The 23118-nt window shown below is 48.8% G+C and carries 21 protein-coding genes and 1 tRNA gene; 11 read left to right on the top strand and 11 right to left on the bottom strand.

The window, feature by feature from the left end; translation table 11 throughout:
* Positions 1 to 274: 274 nt before the first annotated feature.
* Positions 275 to 4900 (top strand): ELWxxDGT repeat protein, encoded by a 4626-nt coding sequence (locus tag NDA01_RS06495; RefSeq protein WP_348227286.1) that lies wholly within the window; start codon positions 275 to 277, stop codon positions 4898 to 4900.
* Between the two features lie 90 nt (positions 4901 to 4990).
* Here NDA01_RS06495 and NDA01_RS06490 read toward each other — a convergent pair whose 3' ends face one another.
* Positions 4991 to 5878 carry an SDR family oxidoreductase gene (locus tag NDA01_RS06490; RefSeq protein ID WP_348227285.1) on the bottom strand — a complete coding sequence of 296 codons (888 nt, stop codon included), beginning with the start codon at positions 5876 to 5878 and terminating at the stop codon, positions 4991 to 4993.
* A 70-nt stretch (positions 5879 to 5948) separates the two neighbouring features.
* Complete coding sequence (gene xth / locus NDA01_RS06485) at positions 5949 to 6755, bottom strand: exodeoxyribonuclease III (RefSeq protein WP_348227284.1); 807 nt, start codon at positions 6753 to 6755, stop codon at positions 5949 to 5951.
* Between the two features lie 230 nt (positions 6756 to 6985).
* Here xth and NDA01_RS31850 point away from each other — a divergent pair, with 230 nt between their 5' ends.
* On the top strand, positions 6986 to 7972 hold the full coding sequence (locus tag NDA01_RS31850) for an SAM-dependent methyltransferase (protein ID WP_431193332.1): 987 nt from the start codon (positions 6986 to 6988) through the stop codon (positions 7970 to 7972).
* On the opposite strand, the gene NDA01_RS06475 is transcribed toward NDA01_RS31850, so the two are convergent.
* The gene (locus NDA01_RS06475) at positions 7931 to 8917 is read right to left on the bottom strand and encodes a cation diffusion facilitator family transporter (protein WP_348227283.1); all 987 of its coding nucleotides are present in this window, start codon (positions 8915 to 8917) and stop codon (positions 7931 to 7933) included. The genes NDA01_RS31850 and NDA01_RS06475 overlap by 42 nt on opposite strands.
* A gap of 104 nt (positions 8918 to 9021) precedes the next feature.
* Positions 9022 to 9462, bottom strand: a complete 441-nt coding sequence (gene cynS / locus NDA01_RS06470) for a cyanase (protein ID WP_190550915.1) — start codon at positions 9460 to 9462, stop codon at positions 9022 to 9024.
* A 455-nt stretch (positions 9463 to 9917) separates the two neighbouring features.
* On the opposite strand from cynS, the gene NDA01_RS06465 reads away from it, so the two are divergent.
* Positions 9918 to 10205, top strand: a complete 288-nt coding sequence (locus tag NDA01_RS06465; RefSeq protein WP_190431089.1) for a hypothetical protein — start codon at positions 9918 to 9920, stop codon at positions 10203 to 10205.
* A gap of 12 nt (positions 10206 to 10217) precedes the next feature.
* Here the strand turns inward: NDA01_RS06465 and nfi are convergent, their stop codons facing one another.
* Both nfi and NDA01_RS06455 read right to left on the bottom strand, forming a co-directional pair.
* Positions 10218 to 10877: a deoxyribonuclease V gene (gene nfi, locus NDA01_RS06460; RefSeq protein WP_348227282.1), complete on the bottom strand. Its 660-nt coding sequence runs from the start codon at positions 10875 to 10877 to the stop codon at positions 10218 to 10220.
* Positions 10874 to 11413: a pentapeptide repeat-containing protein gene (locus tag NDA01_RS06455; protein ID WP_190550921.1), complete on the bottom strand. Its 540-nt coding sequence runs from the start codon at positions 11411 to 11413 to the stop codon at positions 10874 to 10876. Before NDA01_RS06455 ends, nfi begins: the two co-directional genes overlap by 4 nt.
* Positions 11414 to 11826: 413 nt before the next feature.
* Here NDA01_RS06455 and NDA01_RS06450 point away from each other — a divergent pair, with 413 nt between their 5' ends.
* On the top strand, positions 11827 to 13368 hold the full coding sequence (locus NDA01_RS06450) for a SagB/ThcOx family dehydrogenase (protein WP_348227281.1): 1542 nt from the start codon (positions 11827 to 11829) through the stop codon (positions 13366 to 13368).
* Between the two features lie 25 nt (positions 13369 to 13393).
* Here NDA01_RS06450 and NDA01_RS06445 read toward each other — a convergent pair whose 3' ends face one another.
* On the bottom strand, positions 13394 to 14104 hold the full coding sequence (locus tag NDA01_RS06445) for a hypothetical protein (protein WP_348227280.1): 711 nt from the start codon (positions 14102 to 14104) through the stop codon (positions 13394 to 13396).
* Positions 14105 to 14361: 257 nt separating this feature from the next.
* Here NDA01_RS06445 and NDA01_RS06440 point away from each other — a divergent pair, with 257 nt between their 5' ends.
* Together NDA01_RS06440 and NDA01_RS06435 are read left to right on the top strand one after the other, a co-directional pair.
* On the top strand, positions 14362 to 15576 hold the full coding sequence (locus NDA01_RS06440) for an acetamidase/formamidase family protein (RefSeq protein WP_348227279.1): 1215 nt from the start codon (positions 14362 to 14364) through the stop codon (positions 15574 to 15576).
* A gap of 281 nt (positions 15577 to 15857) precedes the next feature.
* On the top strand, positions 15858 to 16967 hold the full coding sequence (locus NDA01_RS06435) for a PAS domain-containing protein (protein ID WP_348227278.1): 1110 nt from the start codon (positions 15858 to 15860) through the stop codon (positions 16965 to 16967).
* Between the two features lie 78 nt (positions 16968 to 17045).
* On the opposite strand, the gene NDA01_RS06430 is transcribed toward NDA01_RS06435, so the two are convergent.
* Positions 17046 to 17118 (bottom strand) — tRNA-Thr (locus NDA01_RS06430).
* Between the two features lie 193 nt (positions 17119 to 17311).
* On the opposite strand from NDA01_RS06430, the gene NDA01_RS06425 reads away from it, so the two are divergent.
* From NDA01_RS06425 to NDA01_RS06405, 5 genes are all read left to right on the top strand, one after another.
* Entirely contained in the window at positions 17312 to 18505 is a 1194-nt protein-coding gene (locus NDA01_RS06425) for a sulfate ABC transporter substrate-binding protein (protein WP_190550931.1), read from the top strand.
* Between the two features lie 153 nt (positions 18506 to 18658).
* Positions 18659 to 19519: a sulfate ABC transporter permease subunit CysT gene (gene cysT, locus NDA01_RS06420; RefSeq protein ID WP_348227277.1), complete on the top strand. Its 861-nt coding sequence runs from the start codon at positions 18659 to 18661 to the stop codon at positions 19517 to 19519.
* Positions 19509 to 20390 (top strand): sulfate ABC transporter permease subunit CysW, encoded by an 882-nt coding sequence (cysW, locus tag NDA01_RS06415; RefSeq protein ID WP_190431098.1) that lies wholly within the window; start codon positions 19509 to 19511, stop codon positions 20388 to 20390. The genes cysT and cysW overlap by 11 nt, the downstream gene beginning before the upstream one ends.
* Positions 20391 to 20400: 10 nt before the next feature.
* Positions 20401 to 20766 carry an NIL domain-containing protein gene (locus NDA01_RS06410; RefSeq protein WP_431193331.1) on the top strand — a complete coding sequence of 122 codons (366 nt, stop codon included), beginning with the start codon at positions 20401 to 20403 and terminating at the stop codon, positions 20764 to 20766.
* Positions 20766 to 21125 (top strand): NIL domain-containing protein, encoded by a 360-nt coding sequence (locus NDA01_RS06405; RefSeq protein ID WP_348227276.1) that lies wholly within the window; start codon positions 20766 to 20768, stop codon positions 21123 to 21125. The genes NDA01_RS06410 and NDA01_RS06405 overlap by 1 nt, the downstream gene beginning before the upstream one ends.
* 107 nt (positions 21126 to 21232) lie before the next feature.
* Here NDA01_RS06405 and NDA01_RS06400 read toward each other — a convergent pair whose 3' ends face one another.
* The 3 genes from NDA01_RS06400 to minE form a co-directional block, all read right to left on the bottom strand.
* Positions 21233 to 21865, bottom strand: a complete 633-nt coding sequence (locus NDA01_RS06400; protein ID WP_431193330.1) for a response regulator transcription factor — start codon at positions 21863 to 21865, stop codon at positions 21233 to 21235.
* Positions 21866 to 22270: 405 nt separating this feature from the next.
* Positions 22271 to 22789: a (2Fe-2S) ferredoxin domain-containing protein gene (locus NDA01_RS06395; protein ID WP_348227275.1), complete on the bottom strand. Its 519-nt coding sequence runs from the start codon at positions 22787 to 22789 to the stop codon at positions 22271 to 22273.
* The gene (minE, locus tag NDA01_RS06390) at positions 22786 to 23067 is read right to left on the bottom strand and encodes a cell division topological specificity factor MinE (protein ID WP_190431102.1); all 282 of its coding nucleotides are present in this window, start codon (positions 23065 to 23067) and stop codon (positions 22786 to 22788) included. Before minE ends, NDA01_RS06395 begins: the two co-directional genes overlap by 4 nt.
* Positions 23068 to 23118 lie beyond the last annotated feature (51 nt).

The raw sequence follows: 23118 nt of genomic DNA, 5'->3' as shown, positions 1-23118 counted from the left end.
CGATATCACTAGTGCTGACCAAAAAACAAGAATTATATCTGAGAAAGAGTAATACCTAAAAGGCCTTAAAATCTTTGAGGCTTCCGTAAAATCTCTGTGAATCTTTGTAGTTTCACTAGTCTCAGTTGAAAGCGAAAGCTATACCTAAACTGAGCCATATCAGCCCTCAATTTTTTGCTCATAAAGCCTAGTTGCGCTCTATTCTACCTGAGTGAGGGAACTAGAGCTTACTGCTAGTGTTGCGGATTGTCGTTATTTGCAAGGAAGATAATTTATGCCTGCCCAGCTGTTCGATGCTAATTTTTATCGTGCCTTTAATCCTGATTTGGCTGGACTTACAGATGAGCAGGCATCTTCTCACTTCCTTACCTACGGCTTGAGTGAAGGTCGCATCTTCTCTCCCTTTGTCAACCTCCAATTCTACCAAGCTCGTAATCCTGACTTGGCAGCAGCAGGTCTAACTAGCAATCAGCAGCTCTTCCAGCACTTGCAAGATTTTGGTGTCGCAGAAGGTCGAGCGTTTTCTCCCTTCTTAGATCTTGACTTTTACTTGGCGAATAACCCCGATGTCAACCAAGCCTTTGCAGGGAATCGCGAGCAGGCTCTTCAACATTTACAGACCTATGGCTTGAGCGAAGCTCGCATTTTCTCTCCCTTTGTAGACCTCAACTTCTATCTCGCCAATAATCCAGACGTAGCTGCCTTCTATGGCAATAACCGATTTGGAGTATTGCAGCACTTACAGATGTATGGGTTGAATGAAGGCCGAGCGTTTTCTCCGTTTGTAGATCTCAACTTTTACTTAACGAATAACCCAGATGTGAATCAAGCCTTTGCAGGCAATCGCCACTTGGCTTTACAGCACTTGCAAACTTATGGCTTGAATGAAAGCCGAAAGTTCACTCCCTTCTTTGACCTCAACTACTACAAAACGAACAACCCAGACTTGATTGATGCTGGACTGAACAATACTCAGTTGCTACAGCACTTTCAGATGTACGGGTTGCGGGAGAGTCGAGTTTTTTCGCCCGCCTTCGACTTGAACTACTATCGCTCCCTCAACCCAGATTTAGTGGCGGCTGGGCTTAATGAACGAGGCATCTATGAGCACTTCCAGCGCTATGGCTTGGCAGAAGGGCGGCTCGCTTCTCCGAACTTTGATGTTCAAGTTTATCTAGCAAACAATCCTGACCTGATTGCAGCAGGCTTCAATTATCAGCAAGCCTATGGGCACTACCTAACATTCGGTCAAGGGGAAGGTCGTCCAGGCAGCGACTATGCAGGTAATTCCGAAGCTACAGCTCGCGCGATTGGCCTTGGCTCTACGCCACTTAGTCTAACTGACTTTGTGGGCAACAGCGACAGTTCTGACTGGTATGAGTTCACTTTGTCAACGGCTCAAGAATGGCGGCAATCGCTTAGTTTTACTGGTGGGGGTGGGGTAGTCAGTTTAAAGCTGGCTCAGGATGCTAACAATAATGGGGTAGTGGATGAGGGTGAAGTTCTCCAAACCATAACTACGATTTCCAATACTTTCGTGCCAGATTTTGTCGAGATTTTAGCACCAGGTACCTACTATTTACAGGTCTCTCCTGAAACAGAATACACAAACACCAACTACAATCTCAATCTCTCAGTTACGCCTACATCTGTTCCTGCTCCCACCACTGCCTCTATTCAAGGTACAAAGTGGAGCGATCGCGACAGTGATGGTATTCAGGATCCAGATGAGGCAGGTTTAGCAGGCTGGACGATCTATCTCGACCAGAACCAAAACAACCAACTGGATACTAACGAGATTTCTACCACGACGGATGCTAACGGTGATTACAGTTTCGTTGCCCTAGCTCCAGGTGCGTATGCCGTGGCTGAGGTGCCTCAAGCTGGATGGGGACAAACATTCCCTGGCACTCGCCCCTCAGATCAAAGCTTGTTTATTCCGATCGCCAATCATCGAGATCTGATTTTTGACCCTAAGCGAGCTCTCCTTTACATTACGACTGATGATGGTGATTTGGAGCGCTATGACATTGCGACGCGGACTTTATTCACTCCCATTGATGTTGGCAACTCGCTCAATGGGGGTGATATTACACCGGATAGCAGCTTTCTATATATTGCTGAGGGTCTGCGGGGCGCAACTCAAGGCTTTGTGCGTAAGGTCAACTTAGTGACTGGAGCTATTACTAACTTGACCTACAACCTAGATTTTGGTGAGGGCGGAGGTTGGGATCTTAAAATTGCTGCCAATGGCAAAGGATTTCTGAGTACACAATATGAAGGCTCTGGTTGGACTCCTTTCCGCGAGTTGAATTTGAGCACGGATACTCTATCAGTTCGTGCAGATACTGCTGGCTCAAGCTTTGGTGGTCAAGTACGTCAAAACACAGATATTAGCCGTAGTGCTGACCGTAATCTCTTTTTCATGACAGAGAGCAATATTTCTAGTGGTCCTATGTTCACCTACAATGCGACCACTGATTCATTTCCTAGACAGGCTGATACAAACGCATTTTTGGGATATGGTTCAGCTGTCAATCGTAATGGCTCACTGGTAGCACTCCAGCTGGGAAGCAGTATTTCGATTTTAGATGCTAACTTCAACTCAGTTCAGAGTTTGAGTAACTTAGACGGTGGCTTTGCTTTTGACCCAATCAGAGATATTCTTTATGCTGCTGACTCGGTCACAGATCAAGTACTTGCTTTTAGTACTCAAACTTGGCAAGAACTGTATCGCTTGGACATTGGCGAAAATGTTGGCGATTCCGTCCCCTTTTATACCTACGATCGCGAGATGGTGGTGAGTGATGATGGACAATTTCTATTTCTCGCCACTGGTTCTGGGGTGCGGATGTTAACCCTCGGTCGTCCTGACACTTACGATGTCAGTTTGAGCGCAGGTCAGACGGTTGACAACCTCAATTTTGGGGCAAATGCAATTCCAGTGTTGGCAGTAAATGCAGGGCAAACTGTTAATGAAGGAGCCACCGTTACCCTCGGTTCCGCTCAGCTACAAACGACGGATATAGACAATGATGCAGCTCAGCTCACCTATACGCTCGCAAGCTTACCAGCTCAGGGAACACTAAAGCTGGATGGAGTTGTTCTCAATTCCAATCAAACATTCACTCAAGATGATATTGATAGCGATCGCCTCAGCTATGAGCACAATGGAAAGCCACATCCAGTGAGCATTGATCGCTTTAGCTTTAGTGTGGTGGATGCCGCGGGGAATACGCTCAGTGACAACAGTTTCCAGATTGCAATCAATCCGGTGAACGACGCGCCTGTAATCATCAATAATGCAGACCGAACAGTACGACTGGGACAAACGGTCACGATCACTAATTTCTCTCTACTAGTGACTGATGAGGAAACTCCTGCAACTCAGGTTGTTTATACCCTGAACCAATTACCAACAGAGGGTATTCTCAGGCTCAATAATGTTGTTCTCGCCGCAGGGCAAACTTTCACGCAAGATGATATCAACAGCGGTCGCCTCAGCTATCAAAATACAAGTGCAGAGGTAAGCAGCGATCGCTTTGACTTCAGCGTCACCGATGGCATAACCACGCTAACTAGTAGCTTCGGTCTAGAGGTTGTGACGAGTGGTGGCTTACCCAGGGTCGTAAGGGATATTAACCCTGGTGCTGGCAGATCTTCTCCCTATGGGCTGACTAATGTGAATGGTACACTCTACTTCACTGCGGGAGATGGCACTGTTGTTGGGCTCTGGAAGAGTGATGGCACAGCTGTTGGCACCACACTCGTCAAATCGTTTCAAACTGGGTGGTCCACCACCTCAGAGCTTAATAACCCGACCAATGTGAATGGAACGCTTTACTTCACGACCTACGACAGTACTTCTGGTAGCGAACTGTGGAAGAGCGATGGCACAGAGGCAGGCACAGTAATGGTCAAGGATATTTATCCAGGCTTTATGAGTGCGTCTCCAATGGGATTAACCAATTTCAATGGCACACTCTACTTCTCGGCGAACGATGGCACCCATAGCGTGGAACCATGGAAGAGTGATGGCACTGCCGTTGGGACAACATTGGTGAAGGATATTAGCCCTGGCTTCGACAAATCTCTGGCAGGTTTATTCACCAACGTCAACGGTACACTCTATTTCAGGGCCTTTGACCCTACAAATAGCTTTGAGTTGTGGAAGACTGATGGAACCACTGCGGGCACCACGTTATTAAAGGATATCAATCCTGGAAAAGAAGGTTCTTTGCCAACCAACCTTGTAAGTGTCAATAACACACTCTACTTCACCGCCTATGAACCTACTACAGGTACCGAGTTATGGAAGAGTGATGGCACTGCTACCGGAACTACAGTTGTGAAAGATGTTAACCCAGGCGCAGGCGGTTCGGCTCCCGCTAATCTCACTAATGTGAATGGCATACTTTTCTTCACCGTAAGCGATAGCGCAAATGGCACAGAGTTGTGGAAAAGTGATGGTACAGCTGTCGGAACTACGCTAGTGAAGGATATCAATTTAGGCACAAGCAGTTCTGAGCCAAGCAATCTCACCAATGTGAATGGCACGCTTTACTTTACAGCTAATGACGGGCTCAATGGCACAGAGTTGTGGAAGAGTGATGGCACAGCTATCGGAACTACGCTAGTGAAGGACATCAGTGCAGGTGCAACTAGTAGTGCTGCTGGCAATTTCGTCAATGTTGATGGCGTCCTATACTTCACTGCCAACGACGGTATTGATGGCACAGAGTTGTGGAAAAGTGATGGCACTACTGCGGGCACAACTCTTGTTCAGGATATCTATGGAGGATCCAATAGCGCGTCTCCTCTTGGGTTGACGAACGTCAACGGTACGCTCTATTTTGCAGCGGATGATGGTATCAATGGGAGAGAGCTGTGGGCTTTGTAAGAGTGGTGTTTTAGCGATCGCCCTCATTGACCTGACCTGAAAAAGCTAAAAAGAGAGTGGGGAATAAACTCACTCTCTTTTTGTAAGCAGTTAAACGCTTAAATAGCGCCGGAGAAAGGTTTCGAGAGATTCCATTTTGATGTGGAAGGTAGATTCCAATCGCTCTATCTCCTTGGAAGTACAGAAAAACTCATTAGCAAGGAGAGTTCGGAGAGTGCCCAAAGCCTTTTGGGTTCTGGAGTTAACTATACCAACTGCGGTTCTCACACTGTCGAATAGGAATAAGGGAGGGTTCACCACAATGGGATCGCGATCAAAGATGCGGCCAAAGATGGCAGGGATATCCGATCGCTTTAATATTTCGGGTCCACCCACCGCAAAGATTTGATTGTGAGCAGCTTCGTTAGAAACAGCATCAACGCTAATTCTGGCGAGGTCGTCGGTGCTGACGATGGAGGAACGGTTGTGAGGATCGCCAATCAAGAGATAGATTCCGGTGTTGCTAAACTGCTCGGCTAGAGGCAGCAGGTTGGACGAAAAACCAGAGGGACGCAGGATGGTGTAGCTGAGGCCGCTGTTTTGTAGATAGCGCTCCACCGCAAACTTGGCTTTGAAGGTGGGAGAGTCTTCATAACCGCGATCGACTCCTAGCACCGAAATAAAGACGAAGTGCTGCACCCCATTCGCTTTAGCGGCATCAATTAAGTCAATATTGGCGCGGTAGTCTAGGGTTTGGGCATCACCATCACTAGAGCCAGTTGCACCGTGGGTGCTGATGACATATTGCACACCTTGGCACGCTTTTTGGATATCGCGCTCTTGTCGCAAATCGCCAATAAAGATCTCTGCGCCGCGGTGTTCTAGTTCGGCATAGCGGGAGGTTAGTCGCACAAACGCTCGTACCGCTTTTTCTTGCTCACACAGCGTGTGAACAATTTTGCGACCTAGCCCTCCGGTGGCTCCAGTGACTAAAAACATAGGGGTACTCAACTGGAAGGTGAACTATCTGATGCAGTTTAGCAAGTTCAGTTGAAGAGTTTGCAACTATCTAAAGGGCGACCTCCAGTTCGACAGTTACAGGCGCATGGTCACTAGGTTTCTCTAATTGCCGGGGGGCAACGTCAATGCTACAAGCGATCGCTCGTTCATACAAGGCGGGAGTTAGGTAGTGATGATCAATCCGCCAACCACTGTTGCGTTGAAACGAGCCAGAGCGGTAATCCCACCAGCTAAAGTGACCGCCATCAGCAGTAAATTTGCGAAAGGCATCTGCAAAGCCCAGATCCAGAACGGTTTGCAAAGCAGCACGCTCATGGTCCGAGGCCATAATGTGTTTCTCACGGCCTTTGGGGTTATGGATGTCTCGGTCTTCTAAGGCAATATTGAAGTCGCCACAGACTAAAATTTTGGGTGGATTGCTGTCTTTGAGGCAGAGAGCTTCGAGATACTCGTGGAGAACCTGGAGCCATCGCAGTTTATAGACATACTTTTCGCTGCCCACTTCGGAGCCGTTGGGGACGTATAAATTGACGATGCGAATGCCATCTAAAACCCCTGTAATCACTCGTTTTTGGGCATCAAGTTCACTTACTAAGCTTTCGCCTAAAATTGGGGTGAATCCAGCGGTGACATCTTCTAAGGGAGTGCGGCTGATTAGGGCAACGCCGTTGTAAGACTTTTGCCCAGAAATGTAGAGGTGGTAGCCTAAATCGGTGAAGGGCGATCGCGGAAAGTCAGCATCTATGACTTTGGTTTCCTGCACACATAGCATGTCCACTGGGTTGGCTTGCAACCAATTGAGGACATGCTCTAGGCGGGTGCGAATGGAGTTGACGTTCCAGGTGGCAATCTTCATGCAGGCTTAGCGAGCGATTCTTAATTCTAGGTGTTCCAGTCTCCCTTGGGGAGTATGCCACGGGCTAGATGCTTTGACTAGTTCGGCTTGGTGAAATGCGAGATCAGTTTGAGCAGAGATAATAGGGGAGAACCTTAAACTTTGATTCCCTCTCGTTATGGAGAATGCAGAGTAGGGTGGTATGGCGCGTTAATAATGGCTGTGACCCTTGTGAGTTAGGAGGCGAGTAAATGGAGATCCAGCGTCGGATGGCTGTGGCAGCCAAAGGAATTGGTTTAGGAATCGCGATCGCGCTTTTGGCCAGTTGTACTCAGTCTTTCGTCTCAAACTCTCCCGTCTCAGCTTCTAGTCCGGCGGTTTTGTCTGCTTCTGTTCCAGTAGCGCAGGCTCCTGCCGTCACCCCAGCTCCTAGCGTATCTCCTGGTACTTCAGTCGTGGAGAAGGAGGTGCCTTATGTGGTGACACCAAATGAAGTCGTGGCTGAGATGCTCAAGGTGGCGAGAGTTACAGGCCGAGATCAGCTCTACGACTTAGGCTCCGGGGACGGGCGTATTGTCTTGACCGCAGCTCAGAAGTACGGCACTCGTGGAGTTGGGATAGAACTCGACCCGAGGCTAATTCAAGAAAGTAATGCCAGCGCTCAAAAAGCGGGTTTGGGCGATCGCGTCAAGTTTTTGCAGCAGGATTTGTTTCAAACCAACCTCCGCGATGCCACCGTGGTCACACTTTATTTGTTGCCTGCCGTTAACCTTAAGTTGCAGCCTAAGCTCTTGAATGAACTGAAACCGGGGTCGCGAGTGGTTTCTCATGCCTTTAATCTGGGCGACTGGAAACCCGATAAAACCTTAACGGTGAAAGTGCCTAAAACCGGCCGCATTCACGCGGTTTACTATTGGGTAGTGCCAGCGCAGGTAGCGGGCAATTGGCAAGGAACGCTAGCTACTCCGCTGGGAAGACAGCCAGTCAATTTGCTATTGCGCCAGCAATTTCAGCAAGTAACTGGTGCAGCGACAGCTGGAAATGCCACGTTGGCCATTAGCAATGCCAAGTTGACAGGCAATCAAATTAGCTTCACCACTAACAAAAAAGTGCAAGGTCAAGCGGCAACGATTCAGTTTACAGGGCGGGTCGAGGGCAACACACTGAAAGGAATTGCCACGGTCCAAGGGGCAGGGTTATTGACTGGGAAGTACAATCTGGTCGCTCAGCGTCGGTGATAGTTGCGGCGCGATCGCCTGCTGACCAGGAGCTAGAGTCATTTGCACTATCACATCTTGAATGCCGAATTCTTGCTGCATTTGGGCTTGAATTTGCTTTAACAAGCGATCGCGGGCTAATCCATCGCTCAAATTCACTTGTAATTGCACACACAGCACTTCTTGGCCCAGAGCGACCGTCCAAAGCTTCAGAGCGTCAATGCTAACCACCGCTTCGTGCTGCATTAAAGCTGCTGCTAAGGCTGGGACATCAATCTGCTGAGGGGTGCGTTCTAGCAGAATATTCAAGCTCTGCTGAATCAGCGGAATGGCTCCAGTGGCAATAAATCCAGCCACAAGTAAGCTAATCGTACCATCGGCCCAGAGCCAGTGCAGCTTGCCAACTGCGATCGCTGCCAAAATTACGCCTACAGAACTAATGGCATCAGCCACCATGTGCAAAAAGGCTCCCCGCAGGTTCAAGTCGTGGTGACTGTCGCGATGCAAGAACCAGGCATTTAAGCTATTGACCCCCAAGCCCACCACAGCCGTGATCAGCATCGGCAAGCTGAGGATTTCAGTCGGGGGAGATTGCAAACGGGCGATCGCTTCCCATCCGACCCAGCAGGCGATCGCGACCAAGCTCAAACCATTGGCTAAAGCCGCTAAAATCTCTACCCGACGGTAGCCAAAAGGAGCTTGCTCAGAAGCAGGTAGACGGGCGATCCAGGTGGCTAACAGCGCTAAAGCGAGTGATAGCGTGTCGGAGAACAAATGCCCTGAATCAGCCAGCAGCGCCAAACTATGGCTGCGGTGACTCACGATTAACTCCGCTAGCGAAAAACAACCCGTCAGAATGAGTGCTATCCACAATAAACGGAGCTTCTGAACCGGGGTGCTGCCTGGGCCTAGAGAGGCAGTGGGGATGGAGTGGTCGCAATGGGAGGAGTGATGATGGTGGAGCATTAATTGAGGAAACAGGGAGCCTTAAAGCCATCTACTCTAGAGTAGATGCAATTTCTCTGATGCAAGCTCCCCATATAATCACAATTTTCCCGAAAACTGCCGATCTACCACTTTTTGTAAGGCAAGAATTTCCCAGACATCGTGAGTTTGACGCGATCGCCCTTTGGGTCTGTCTCCTTCTCTACATCCATCGTGAAGTCGATCGCACTCATGATGCCGTCTCCAAATTTCTCCTGAATCACTTCTTTCAACGGCATGCCGTAGACCTGCATAATTTCGTAGAAGCGATAAATCAGCGGATCGGTTGGTACTACTGGCCCTAGACCTTTGAGGGGATATTCAGTTAGCTCAGATGCTACGTCTGGCCCTAATCCTAAAGCCTCCACTAATTTACTGGCTTCATCCTCAGAAGCACTCGCTTGGCGATAAAACAAGGCGGCAATCCAGACTTCATCGCGTCCCAGAATTTTTTCTAAATCTGTGAAACTCAATCCTTGCATTTGCTTCGCAGCTAGTAGTTTCTGGGTAATTGCTGGAATCGTCATGAAAAATTCACTCAATATTCATCGATTCCACTAGTAACTAAAACTACACTACGTAGTTGTAACTAAAGTTACGGGTACAGCCAGTTTGGTGTTAACGTCACCTCAGGAACATTTACCGCTTAAGCCAAGTCTAATGATTCTAGCTTCAGAGATAACTCTAAAGGAGGATGCTCTGGTATCCCAAGAATCAGTATTTTTCACTCACAGTTTGAGTGTTGCGCAGCAGGAGCGGCATTTTCATACCTGATGGTAATCTAGATAGTCGCTCTCATCACTGACCTGCATTGAGTAGAGACTACTGAAGAGAGCTGGGATTGTAAGCAACAGGGGGCCAATTGAACATGACTACCGGATCGAGGTCATTTCCACAATCCTTATCTCCTTCTAGAGCAAGTGTTCCATCTACCCATAGGACTGTACAGGCAAGCTATCCCTTGTCTGGGGCTGGTTCTAGCATGTCTAGTTTGGCCCCTCAGCGGAGTGACTTTGACAAAAACAAAACTCACTTTATTGCTACCTATCGGGACTGGCCGATTTGGCTAGTGCATGTGCGAATCAAACGCCAAACGGGCTTTGGCCAAAAATATCCTGTGTTGCAGTGGCAGCATCCCGCCGATCAAGGACAGGGAGGTCTACGCTACACCTATCAGATTCGCCCTCGGGAAAGTTTGAATCAAGCCTTAGAGATTGTGCGAATTCTGATTGACCAAACCATCGCGATCGCCCAACAACACGAATCCTAGTTAACCAGATAGTTAACCCGACGCCAGTTTGTGAGCATGGCGAGTCGTTTCGGGCAACCGCCACTTGGTGGTGCAGCGCATCACATAATCGAGTGCTGTCGGCAAACTAATGCGATGCCCTAGGGAGATGTAGAGAGGCTTGGTGCCAACCCGGGTTCGCAGCACAGCTCCAACCGTTTCACCCCGGTGCTGAAGCGGTTGCCAAGCACCTCGCTCCTCTAGCACCTCGTCATGTTTTCCGACTAGTAAAGACTTACCAACTCCGACCGCAGGCAAATTCACTAGTAGCCCCAAATGAGCTGCAATCCCCATCCGTCGAGGGTGAGCAATGCCATGACCATCACAGAGCAACAAGTCGGGAGGAGTGGCGATTTGTTCTAGAGCATCTAGGACAGCAGGAATTTCTCGGAAAGACAAAAAGCCTGGAATGTAAGGAAAGGTGGTGGGGCGACGGGCGATCGCTTGCTCGATGAGTTGCAACTCCGGAAAACTTAAGACGGCGATCGCGGCACGAGTAATAGTTCCATCTGCCTCAAAGCCCACATCAACCCCAGCGACGCGCTGCACCGTTCCTAGTTGGTCTTCCTTGATGATGTCACCACGCAATTGCTGCTGAATTATAGTGGCTTCTTCAGCGGTGGCGGGCCAAGCATGCTGTTGTTGGATCTTCATAGAGAATGACTGTCGCGATGACCATCGGGCAGAATAGTAGTGCGATCGATATAGGCTGTTTCTAAATTCACGAGCTGAGCGCGATAGAGATTACAACCAGCGAGCTGAGCTGCTTGAAGTTTGGCCTTTTCTAGGTTGGTGCGGCTAAGATTTGCAGAGGATAAATTTGCCTGACTCAAATCGGCATTATACAAATCTGCCCCAGATAGATCGGCCCCAGCCAGATTCGCCCCTTGCAAGTTGGCATGGCGCAGATTCGCTCGCGATAGATTTGCCTTTTGTAGATTGGCTCCAGCTAAATCGGCTTGATAAAGCTGAATATTGCTCATTTCCGCTGCTGGTAACTGGGCTGCCTGTAAGTTGGCATAAGTGAGATTGGCGTAGGGAAGATGAGCGGTGGCTAGGTTGCTTCCTTGTAAATTGATGTTAGGTAGCTCAGCTTCAAATAGAAAAACTTCCCCGGCATCAATGTTACTAAAATCTCGTTGCCCTTCGGCATAGCAAGATAGTATTTCTTTGGCGCTGACCCTCTGCATGGTAACCATTCCCGACAGTATCTTCGTCAAACTCTTTTCAGGATTGACGCGAGATACATAATGAGCATTTATACTTAACTTGTAATTAGAATGTAAAATAGTGTGACAAAAAATACCGTTGCTTTAACGCTTTTTTAAGAATCCCTGGCTGCGATCGCACTTATTAACCTATCTACTTAACCTATTTACGTCGAACCTCCAAGCTTGCTGCCATTGCTTTATCCTCCAACTGTGCCAGATTAAAACTTTAGCCACATCTGTCGCCTTGGGGATACTCTCGCTGTAGTCATGAACAGACTATGAATATGGGGTCAAGTCAGATGCCAGGCTGCGTTTCTGCGCAAACAGACACTTTAACCCTGAGAGATGTCAAGATCTAAATAGAGACGTAACTGCACTGCCCAGAAATCTCTATGCCAGAACTTCGAGTCTCGATTGCTCAGCACTACCACGAGCGGACCAAATATGATCCGCAAACCCTTGCCAGTAAAAGCCATCACTTGGATTGGGAGAGTCAGCCTGTTCCGTTTAAGGAATACAAGATCGGTACTACCTTCGATCTCAAGCCTTATTTAACTGACCCACAAGAAGTCTTGGCTGAAGATGCAGAGACTGCTTGGTGGCAACGGTTGTCGCGCCTGCTATTTTGCAGCTACGGCTTAACAGGCATGATTCCCACAACCGGAAGTCCAGTTTATTTACGGGCTGCGCCTTCAGCGGGGGGTCTGTATCCGGCAGAAGTGTATTTAGTCTCGCGGGGGACCCCATTCCTACCCGCTGGGTTGTATAACTATCAGTCTAAAAATCACTCGCTGTGGCATTTCTGGGACAGCAATGTTTGGCAGAAATTGCAATCGGCTTGCTTTTGGCACCCCATTTTAGATGACACGCAGATGGCTTTGGTCACGACTGCGGTGTTTGCTCGCTCGGCATGGCGCTATCAAGACCGCGCCTACCGACGCATTTTTTTGGATGCTGGGCACTTGCTGGGCAACATTGAGTTAGCCTGCGCTCTCAATGACTATCGACCGCATTTGATTGGTGGATTTGCTGACGAGGCGCTTAATCAGTTGCTCTACCTCGATCCGGACCAAGAAGGGGCGATCGCAGTGATTCCAGTGGCCGATTTGCTAGAAGTACAAGAAAATCTGCCGCTTTCGGTAACAGCCTTACCTTCGGCGACTCAGACCGAGTATCCCAGTATTCCTGATGGAGAGTTGCTGAGCTATTTCCATCAAGCTACTCAGATTCAGCCAAACGCAGCCTTCAAAAAGATCCCCAAAATACCACCACGAGCCAATCGAGAGAAGGCTCAATCGGATCAATACAATTTTCCGTTTTGCCTAAAAGTTTCTACGCTGTCTCAGCCGATTGTTTGGGGAGAGAACTTAGGGGCTATGCAAGAGACCATACTCCGCCGTCGTTCTACCCGCGCCTACAGCGGAGAGTCAATTACCCTAGCAGAACTGAAAGCATTACTGGACTTTACTTACCAGCCTGAGCACTATATTGAACAGGAATTGGATGGGTATCCAGACTATTTTGTTTTGAACTCGATTCAGACCTTTATTGCAGTTTCTGGTGTGATTGGCTTAGAAGAAGGCTGCTACTACTACGCCCCCCACTCTCAGGAATTACGACAAATCCGCTTCAAAAACTTCCGGCGAGAACTGCACTACTTATGCTTGGGGCAAGATTTGGGTCGTGATGCCGCAGCAGTGGTGTTTCATACGGCGGACCTGAAAACTGCGGTGGCTCAATATGGCGATCGCGTCTACCGCTACCTTCACATGGATGCGGGCCACTTGGGGCAAAAGCTTAACCTGGCTGGCATCCATCTGGGTTTGGGTGTCAGCGGCATTGGTGGCTTCTTTGATAATCAGGTGAATGAAGTGTTAGGCATTCCGGTAGATGAAGCCGTGCTCTATATCACCACCCTGGGTCGCCCCCGCTAGCTGTTGGCGAGTCTGTTTGTCTTCTCTAGTCTGAATGTCCACAAGCGTCTTCATACTGGTAAGTTTCAATGCGGACAGCACAGCGATCGTACTGCCAACGAGTTAGTCTGAGTGAGTCTGCTTGGGGGCTAATCACGACCACAGAAGCATAGTCAGGCCCAACCCCAAAGGTTTTGGTTACAGAGTGACTCGGATTAGATTTAGCAGTTGTTTGCACTGTCACTAAACCAACTTTCGAGGGACTATTGAGCGCGATCGCTACATCCTTTTGCTCGCCCGATTGCAGCTCCAATCCTTTCGGCTGAGCTTGATTGATCGTCACTTGGACAGGCTCAGGCATGAGATTCACCAGTCTCACTGTAGGTTCAGGACGACTCAGCTTGTCATTCAGCACTAGCCCTTGGAGTACCTGGCCTTTCTGAAATAGAGCTACGGTATAAAACTGCTCAGCTTCTAAATTGAAGCTCTGTTTTGGCTGAGACTCTGGCTGAGACGAGACGGAATTGAGAGAGAGGGCGTACTTTCCTGCAGGAATGCGTTGGGATGGAATGATTTGCTCTAGAGAGTAAGAGGCATGAATCGGTTGCTGGTTTAAGTGCAACGTCTTTACGGTGGGTTTAGCATCCAGTAGCCAGTAGTTCACGTAAGCCAAGTTCTCGGCTTTAGAGGGCATCGCTAGTCCCACCCCAGTCGCGAGAACTGATAGCAGCATCCAGCCTTGATGATGAAGTGGCATTGCTGATTCTCCTAACCCTTGATGCTAAACAACTGCTGATGAACGACGCGCTAAAAAATCAAAGCAATTTCGTGTCAGTCTCTATGCGCTTTACCCTCAACGGCGCGAACTAATAACGCACTGATTTTTGCTAAAAATTGCCTGATTCAAGGACAATTTCGCTGATTTCTCAACAAGGGAATGTAGTGAAGGGTACAAATAATACGGATGAGTGAAGCTATGGTACGGCTGAAGTCGTCAAGTGAGGCGTGAGCGGGATGGTGAGGCAAAACCACACCTGGTTATTGGCTGGATTGGTTCTAGGCATTTGGAGTTCCAACTCTCCCGCTTGGGCAAAAGAGTATCTGCTTAAATCCACCCCGGAAACTGTAATTTGGGGACGTTTGTATGGCAAGACGGCTAAGCCTGCTCTACGTATTCGATCCAGAGACACTGTAACGATTGAGACCGTCTCTCACGAAGGCATTTTAGAAGACCAGTCCCGGGATGGTACTGCCGCTGGAGCGATCGAGTTTTTGACTCAGAAAGGAGTGCCCGAAAAAGAGATCCTGCAAGATCAACTAACTATCCGAGCGAACGTCCCTCATGATGGCAAAGGGCCTCATGTCGTGACTGGGCCTATTTACGTCGAAGGAGCCATGCCCGGAGATGTCTTGCAAATTGAAACTCTCAAGATTGAGCACCGTGCCTCCTATGGGTTTGTGAGTAGCCGTAAGGGTAAAGGTGCACTACCAGGAGAATATCCTGTCGGGGACAAGGTCGCTGATAGCAAATACATCAAAATCGTGACTGATCCTCAAGCTGTTCAGGCGATTCTGAGAACGCGCAAAGGACAGACTGCTTCTCCGCTCCAGTACGCCAACTTCAAGCGAGACGGAATTACTGGATTAGGAATCCTGAAACCTGACACGCCTGGTTCGCCTTCCTATGAGATTCCCTTAAAACCATTCATGGGGCTGATTGGTGTTGCGCCTGAAAATGATGCTGAAACCGTAAACTCTGTGCCTCCAGGCCGTTATGGGGGAAATATTGACCTGAATTTAATCACGGCGGGAACTACGCTATATCTCCCTGTGCAAGTTCCTGGTGCCCTTATGTATACTGGCGATCCTCACTGTGCTCAAGGAGATGGAGAGGTCGCTTTAACCGCGATCGAGTGTTCTCTAAAGCCAACATTTCGGATTACCCTGCGCAAAGATCTTGCAGCTAAAAAAACATTTACCGCACCGTTCCTAGAAACTCCGATCGCCTTTGTTCCGATTGGGCTGAATCAAGATTTGGATGAGGCGATGAAGGATGCAGTGCGTAAAAGCCTGACTTTTATCACAGAAGTTACACCCCTCAATGGGCAAGAAGCTCTACAACTGAGTAGTGCCGCAGTAGATTTTGAGGTCACTCAAGTTGTGGATATCGTCAAGGGAATTCATGGAGTGATCATGAAAGATCTGATCAAGGTGAATCGAATTAAATAACCCGCAGAGTCGCACCCCACGCTCCAGGGCCTAAATAGGAGCAAACAACTAACAGCAAACATTAAATCTGTTTTGAATATCCCAGCCCAGTCACTTTGGATATTCAAAGCAGATTTATTTTGACTGATACCTAAGAGTCTCACTTCAACTACCCGAACTTCAGCCTCCAGAACTATCTCTGAAAAGCCGGGCGACTTTAGATCAGGCTATCGCTAGATGTATGAAGGGCATCTTCTAACAAATGCTACTGATATACGACTGGCCTGGAACGGAGGAATAATTTGGATCTTGAGACAGTATTGGAATATACGTCTGATGCAGTTACCGAACTAGATAAAGACTGGAACTATACCTGCGTTAACTATAGTGCGGAACTTCTGCTGCGACGTAAACGAGCCGAGTTGTTGGGTCGCTCTCTATGGGAGGTTTTTCCCGAACTGCTCAATACACCAGCAGAAGCAGAACTAAGACGCGCCATCACAGGTTCTATTGCTGTCAAATTTGAGTTGTTTCTTCCAGGGTTGTATGCGTGGCACGAAGTGCGGGCTGTCCCCACTGAACAGGGGTTAATCCTATTCAGCCGCGACATCTCAGATCGCATTCGTGTGCTCCGAGAAGAAGCAGTACGGGCGGAAATTCGGAATATGCTCGAATATGCCCCCGTACCTATCTGCATTATGCGAGGGCAAGAGCATCGAATTGAGATCCATAATCGTAGCTTCCAGCAGCTAATTGGCGATCGCAACTTTGAAGGTCTAACGATGCGAAATGCCTTTCGGGAACTGGAAGCACAAGGCTTTTTTGAGCTGCTAGATCAGGTATATGCCACCGGCGAGACCTATGAGGGGAAGGAATTGCTAGTCCGCTACGATCGTCATGGCACCGGGGAAATGTATGAGGGTTATTTCAATGTCATTTACCAGCCTCTCTTAGATACCACTGGGCAAGTCTGCGGGATTTTAAGCCTGAATATTGAGGTGACTAAAGAAGTGCTGGAACGGCAGCATGTTGCTCGGATTGCCACAGAGCGAGATGCCATTCTGCAACAACTGATTGAGGGAGTCATTGTCACAGATGCCGAGGGACGTATCACTTTTGTCAACGAGGCAGCTTCTCGGCTCCACGGAGTTGCCAAGTTAGATGTACTGCCTGAAGGCTATACCGACACGTATCATCTTTATACAGTTGATGGTAAAGCCTACCCTCCAGCAGAACTCCCCCTGAGCCGCGCTGCACTGCGAGACGAGATCGTGACTGAAGCTCGCTGGCGCATCCGGCGACTAGATGGGACGGAGGTGCTGGTAGAAGGGAATGCCCGCCCCATTTATGATGAGCAGAGTAGAAAAATTGCCGCAGTACTCACTCTTCGAGAATTAGCGGCTAAATACTGAAATGCTACTTAATCAGGGGTGATTGATGCAGGCGATCGCGGTTAAGCAATAGCACGCTAAAAATATTTCTAATTTAAAAGCTGGTGACAAGACTCGAACTTGCGACCGGCTGATTACAAATCAGCTGCTCTACCAACTGAGCTACACCAGCGCATTGGCTAAAAGTCAGTATATCAAATTCTGCACCACTCCTCACCCCAAATTTAATTGAATTGAAAATCAGCGATCGCTTCATCTCCTGACAATTTATTTGCGTTTTTGCAAATCTCTCGGTACTATCTATGTTCAGATGGAAATCCGGTATCCCGACCGACTAACTGGGGTTTGAAAGGAGATTAAAGGTTATGGGTCTGTGGCAACGTGGCTCGAAACGACGAGAGGAGCCAGCTCAACGGGTAATTAGTAATGCGCTCAAGTTCTGGACCAACATACTGCGTTGCTGCGGCCCGCAAATGTTCAATGGGTTGAAATTCAGTTCCCTGAGAGGCTTTGTCTCACTGTTCCTAGTCGGCATGACTTTGAGTGTAACGATCGCCGCTTGCTCTGGCGATGGTGGCAACACTACTACTGCTAGCTCTCCAGGTGCTACAGGTGGGAGTGCTGCCAAAAAAGAAGTTGAACTGACTCTAGTTTCTTTTGCCGTCACCAAAGCCGCCCACGACAAAATTATTCCTAAGTTTGTGGAGAAGTGGCAGAAAGAACACAACCAAACTGTGGTTTTCAAGCCCAGCTACGGTGGCTCTGGTTCCCAAACCCGCGCTGTGATCGATGGCTTACCAGCAGATGTGGTGCATCTGGCCCTTGGGTTTGATGTGCAAAAGATTGAGAAGGCTGGGTTGATTGAAGCGGGTTGGGACAAAGAAGCTCCTAACGATGCTGTCGCTAGCCGTTCTGTCGCCGCGATCGTCACTCGTGAAGGCAATCCCAAAGGCATTAAGGATTGGACAGATCTCGGTAAGGATGGCATAAGCTTTGTCACCGCTGACCCCAAAACTTCCGGTGGTGCCCGTTGGAACTTCTTGGCGCTGTGGAATGCTGCTGTGAAGTCAGGTGCGGATGATGCCAAAGCCCAAGAATTTGTGGCTAAAGCCTACAAAAATGTGCCCGTTCTGCCCAGAGATGCGCGGGAAGCCAGTGACATCTTTTTCAAGCAGGGCCAAGGAGATGCCTTGATCAACTATGAGAACGAAATTCTCTTAGCCGCTGAAAACGGCGAAAAACTCCCCTTCGTCATCCCCGCAGTCAACGTCTCGATTGACAACCCAGTGGCAGTAGTCGACAAGAACGTAGACAAGCACGGGACTCGCGAAGTTGCAGAAGCCTTTGTGCAGTATCTCTTCTCTCCAGAAGCCCAGCAAGAATTTGCCAATACAGGTTTCCGTCTGAGCGACCTCAATGGTGCCCAAGCGAAATCTCTGGAGAGCAAGTATCCCCAAGTGAAAGATTTGGCCACTGTAAAAGATTACGGCGGCTGGAGCGAAGTCCAGAAGAAATTCTTTGATGATGGTGCTATCTTCGACCAGATTCAAGGCAAATAGGTAGTAGTCACTCGCTGACTCTCCTCTCTGTGCGGGCGATCGGGGCAGGCTTTTGGGATACTTGATGAGTTCAAGATCAACGGCTAAAAGCATCTGCCCCGATTTATTTTTGATCTCCTAGCTTGACCTAGGCTGCTGTCTTTAAATTGCTTTATGGCTGTCTCAACTATTTCTCCATCTGCTTCCCCTCAACCCAAAAATCCGGTTCAACGGATCTTAGGGTTGTCTTGGCCTTGGCGGATCACGCTGGGGTATCTCACAATTATGCTGTTGTTGCCTGTGGCAGCGCTGATTGCAAAGGCAAGTACCGAAAAACCTGCTGACTTCTGGCGAATTGCGACTAGCCCTGTCGCCTTGGCTACCTATAACGTCACCTTTGTCACAGCTTTGATTGCGGCCCTGATCAATGCCGTTTTTGGGGTTTTAATTGCCTGGGTGTTGGTTCGCTACGACTTTCCCTTCAAACGCATCATTGATGCCGCGATCGATTTACCTTTTGCCCTGCCTACCTCAGTAGCAGGTTTGACTCTAGCCACGGTCTATAGTGACAACGGTTGGATCGGTTCGCTACTAGTGCCTTTTGGCATTAAGGTCGCTTTTACTCGATTGGGGGTAGCGGTGGCGATGATCTTTATCTCCCTACCGTTTGTGGTGCGGACTCTCCAGCCTGTATTGCACGACATGGAGAAGGAAGTAGAAGAAGCTTCTTGGTCTTTAGGCGCTTCTCAGTTCCAAACTTTCCGGCGGGTGGTATTGCCGCCCTTGATGCCAGCAATTTTGACTGGCGTGGCGTTGGGCTTCTCCCGAGCAGTCGGTGAGTATGGCTCTGTGGTCATTGTGGCTTCTAACGTCCCGTTCAAAGACTTGATTGCCTCCGTGCTGATTATTCAACGCCTGGAGCAATACGACTATTCGGGTGCCACTGTGATTGGCACAGTTCTGTTGGGCATTTCGCTTCTAATTCTTTTGGCAATTAATCTATTGCAAGCTTGGGGACGGCGGTATGAGCTCTAGTTTGGCAGGTAAATCCTTTAATCCTGAGATCTCCCAGCCGAAAGCTCCAACTCCGACTCAGCAAAGAACTTGGGTCAAGGGAGTTTTAATTGGCATTGCGCTCTTTTACTTAGCGTTAGTCTTGTTTATTCCCGCTTTCAACGTCTTTGTGCAAGCGTTTAAGGATGGAGTAGGGCCGTTTTTAGGCAACTTGACGGAGCGCAATTTCCTCCATGCTGCCAAGCTCACACTTTTGATTGCGCTGATTGTCGTGCCCATCAATACGGTGTTTGGGCTTTGTGCGGCTTGGGTGATTGCCCGCAACCAGTTTCGAGGACGCACTTTTCTCATTAGCTTGCTGGATGTGCCCTTTGCGGTTTCTCCAGTCGTAGCGGGCTTGATGATTGTGTTGCTCTATGGCCGCAATGGCTGGTTTGGCTCTTGGCTAGAATCGGGCAATATCAAAATTATTTTCGCCATGCCTGCGATGGTGCTAGCCAGTGCCTTTATTACCCTGCCTTTTGTCGCTCGTGAAGTGATTCCAGTTCTGGAAGAGGCAGGCAGTGATCAGGAGGAAGCAGGCAGAACGCTAGGCGCTAACGATTGGCAGATTTTCTGGCGTGTCACGATTCCTAATATTCGCTGGGGCTTGCTCTACGGCGTGATTTTGACAAATGCCAGAGTCATGGGCGAGTTTGGGGCGGTTTCTGTGGTGTCGGGCAACATTGCTGGCCAAACTCAAACCCTGCCCCTGTTTGTGGAAGAAGCGTATAAGCAATACGCTACGCAATCGGCCTTTTCTGCGGCAGTTTTGCTCGCTTTTCTGGCGGTTGTGACTTTGATACTGAAGGAAATTTTGGAACGTAAAACCAAAATCAAAGATATTGAATAGGAGGCAGATCATGTTGACGGATGACAGCGATCGCTATGCTCCCCTAAATCGCGAAAACCAAGAAGCAACGGCTCTTGACGCATCCCAGCCATCGGGACAGAACTCTGCTGCGGATCATAGATACACTCAAACCCGCATTAGAATTCGGATCCCCAAGAACTACCATCAAGAACCTGTGATTTCTCGCTTAATCTCTCAGCATGGCCTCACGGTGAACATTACAGCGGCTCTGCTGGGGGCGAACGCGCGAGATGATGGCTGGTTTGACCTAGAACTTCAAGGCACCGCTGCCCAAATTGACAGTGCCTTGCTCTACTTAAATGAGCTAGATCTGGAAATTTGGCATGATTCGAGTGCTCAAGAGGATGGTTGGTGATGCGGGCACCCATGCTGGAGCAAGAGCAATCTAGCGGGATCGGGAAACCCCGGACAGTGCTCGGTGCTAGGCGATCGCGTCTGCCTCAATGCACTGAAAGCGCAACCCAAGTTCGCATCAAATTGCGGATTCCAGCCCAACGTCGTCAAGAACCAATTATTTCTCACCTGACAGCCCAGCATGGCCTCAGCGTTAACATTACTGCGGCTCGACTCAGCCCCAACCCTCAAGAAGATGGCTGGTTCGACCTAGAACTGCGGGGGACTCCTCAGCAACTTCAGCAAGCGTTAGCCTATCTGCAATCCCTGAGCATCACAATTTGGGGTAAACCCAATCCAGATGGAGACGGTTGGTTGTGAGGGATAGGAATTAGGAGACAGGAGACAAAAAAGCAGGGTAGAACTGAAATCAATTCGTTCTACCCTGCTTTTTTGCTTTTTCTCTTCGTTGTGGTTGAGAACCACCACTAAGCCATATTGTTCTCAATCGCCCAGCGTGCTAACTCTGTGCGGTTGTGTAAACCTGTTTTGCCCAGCATGTTGCTGACGTGGCTTTCAATCGTGCGTTGACTAACATTTAATTCGTCAGCGATTTCCCGATTGGCCATCCCACGGGCCACAAACTGCACCACCTTTAACTCGGTTGGAGTCAGCTCGACATCAAAGGGCACCTGGATTTTGGGGCCATTATCCACGCCCTTAGTTTGATGCTGCATCATCCGGGATGCTTGCTTCAGCGAGGACTCCACCTGAGCCACCAATTCCTCAGGCTCAAAGGGTTTGACCATGTAGACATCGGCTCCGGTGTTTAACCCTTTGACACGGTCTTGGCTTTGTCCCTTGGCCGATAAGAATAGAACTGGAATCCAGCTAGTGCGAGAGTCTTCCCTCACATGCTTTACGAGTGAATAGCCGTCCATCTCCGGCATCATCACATCGCAAATAATCATATCTGGAATATCTTGCTCCAGAATTTCTAGCGCTTCACGGCCATTTTCTGCTGTTACTACTTCATACCCGCGGAATTCCAGGTAATCCTTAACTAACAGAATTAGATTAGGGTCGTCATCAATTAGCAGTAGCCGTTTATGATCTCCCACGCTCGCTTCCTTCATGCTTTGTCACTCGCCATGCCTGGATTAATTAAAGTTTGTAGATAGAACTTTTTGTATTGTTGTCACATTCTACTAGACCTGTCACTGTCTGCTACGTATCCCTTCATTAATATAGTGCCTGATCAGGAATTGACAGTTAGTCTAGTAGGTTGCTGACTTCATCAATTATTTACCTACTTTAAGAATGGCAGGTGATTTTGGCAGCACACTTAACAAGTTTTTTCATTATCAAAGTATCGTTGGCAAAATAGGCTTAATTCGAGTTGATTAGTATTTTTTAACAAGAGTAGCCATCGGTGCTTTGAAGCGAGAAATAACCTTAGGTTCGCTTAATCGTTAAGCCATGATGCTGGCGGTTTTTCCTCTACACAAAGTTAGAGTTGCGATCGCTCAATCATGCGCTACTGCCAGGGTTTCAGCGGCTGCATCGCCAACTTTTAGCTCGATTGTAGCGGTGGTCTCGGACGAATCCGGCAATGGATGAGTCAAAAAGGCAAATTCTGACACAATTTGATTGCCGATCAAATGCTCTTGAATAATGCGCTCAATCACTTCTGGCGTGGCGCTATGGTACCAAACTCCATCCGGATAGACGACTAAGATGGGGCCTTGCTGACAAACGCGCAGGCAGTTGGCTTTAGTCCGAAAAACGTATGGAGATGCGGCAGCGCCTAAATCCGCGATCGCCTCCTTAGAAATTGCCCCAGTCGCAGCAGGAGGGGTGTCGAGCTTCAGTTCCTTCAAGCGCCGCTTGAGATAGTCCCAGGATGCTAAGCTCAATTGCTTGTCGCAGCACTTGGGCACCGTCTGGTCGGCACAGATAAAGACATGCCGCTGTATTTGGTCGAGCTTTAGGGCTTGAGCACAACTGGCAAGGGAGTTGCAATCAGAAGAAGCGCTAGCGCTCATGACTCCTCAGGCTCTTGCCGGACGCGACGGATGGGCAAGTTAGCAATTAGAGCCGTGACTCGTTCATTGTTAGCCAGAGAAAATTCCAGACCTTCAGCGTCAATCTCAACGTAACGAGAAACCACGTCTAGAATTTCTCGCCGCATTTGATCCATCGACTCAGGGCTAAGGTCAGCGCGATCGTGAGCCAAAACAAATTGCAGACGGCGCTTCACTTCTTGGCGGCTACTTTCGTTACCTGGACGGGGAAATAAGCGTTCTAACAGTTCATTGATCATGGAGCTTGGGGAGGGTCAAGAGTCTGGCAAAAGCATGGAATAGAAAGAGAG

The organism is Trichocoleus desertorum AS-A10 (assembly GCF_039962155.1).
Lineage (GTDB): Bacteria > Cyanobacteriota > Cyanobacteriia > FACHB-46 > FACHB-46 > Trichocoleus.
This window is presented reverse-complemented; position numbering and strand designations above follow the sequence as displayed.